The following is a 1,187-nucleotide window of genomic DNA, read 5'->3' as shown; positions in this document are numbered from 1 at the left end:
CTCTGCGGCGTACCAAACCGCCGGGCCTATTCGATGGAGTATCCGAGGTTCGCTGAGGCCGGCGACGATGGCCTGGTCAAGGCCGTCGGCATCATGGATATCGACAACTTCAAGGCCTACAATGATCGCTACGGGCACGCCGCCGGTGACCTGGTGCTTCGTCAAATCGGCGGCCTGTTGCGGCGTCAACTCAACGCCGACGACTTGGTCTTCAGGATCGGCGGCGAGGAATTCCTGGTCGCCTGCAAGACACGCGAAGTTCCGGACGCGGTGTCTTTCTTTGAGGCCCTGCGGGCAAGCGTCGCGACCATGCGCCTGACCCACGAGGGAAACCTCCCCCACGGCGTGGTCACCGCCTCCTTCGGATTGGGAGTGTTCCGCGGACCGAGGGACCCAGGTGAACTCTTCACGATGATAGACGCGGCGCTTTACCGGGCGAAGGAGGCCGGTCGGAATTCGATCTGCGTGGCGGAGCTTTAACGCTGCGCCCTGGGGAGTCTCATTGGGGGGCTCGTATTGTTCCGGCCCTCCTTGCTCCATCTCCGAAACTGGACAGGGGCGGGATCGCGGGAAACTCAAGGCGAGGTGTCGGAAGGCCTCGTCTGTTGTCATGGAGTTGCGGAGCCTTGGAGCGAACCCTCAAGGCGCGGTCGCGGCCGCAGCGTCCAGTGTGATGAACCGCGGGATTCCGAACGAGCAGACGCTGGGGCAGGGGGACCGGCATCTCATGATGGTCCGGGGCGCCGCGCACGCGCGATCTCGCCCCGTCAGTCCGCCCGTAATTCGCGCGCTGAGAGGAAACTGATAGGCAGCTTAGCCGCGACTAGCGCCAGCAAGGCCATGGAGCCGGCAGCCCACCAAAGGGCCTGTGACCCGAGATGCAAATAAGCCGTAGCTCCGAGCGCAGCTCCTGCGACCAGCCCGAGCCATAGGAGGAAGTAGGGAGCCCAGCCGAAACGGTCCCCGCCGAGCAAGGCTGCGGTGACCTGCTTGCCCAATTTCACCAGCGTACCAGTCATGTAGGTCAGTCCAATCCTGACCTCGCCGTCTTCCGCAAAGACCGTGTTCTCGGCGCCCATCGCCATGGCCAACATCAGAATCGCCGGCCGGTCTGCGCCGAACGAGGCGAGCGTCGCGGCGGCTGTGAGGAACAATGACACCAGAATGAGGACGGCGACGCCGCGGCG

Annotated in this window: 2 protein-coding genes; one reads left to right on the top strand and one right to left on the bottom strand. The window is 64.2% G+C overall.

Going from position 1 to position 1,187, the window contains the following annotated elements; translation table 11 throughout:
- On the top strand, window positions 1–480 hold a 480-nt coding region (locus tag Q7T84_RS06460), incomplete at its 5' end, for a GGDEF domain-containing protein (protein ID WP_304806934.1).
- A 287-nt stretch (window positions 481–767) separates the two neighbouring features.
- Here the strand turns inward: Q7T84_RS06460 and Q7T84_RS06455 are convergent.
- The coding region (locus Q7T84_RS06455) for a DUF1275 family protein (protein ID WP_304806932.1) at window positions 768–1,187 on the bottom strand (420 nt) is incomplete at its 5' end.

It is taken from the genome of Phenylobacterium sp., from assembly GCF_030654915.1.
Lineage (GTDB): Bacteria > Pseudomonadota > Alphaproteobacteria > Caulobacterales > Caulobacteraceae > Phenylobacterium.
Note: the sequence above shows the minus strand (reverse complement) of the source record. Positions and strands in the feature narration are given on the sequence as shown.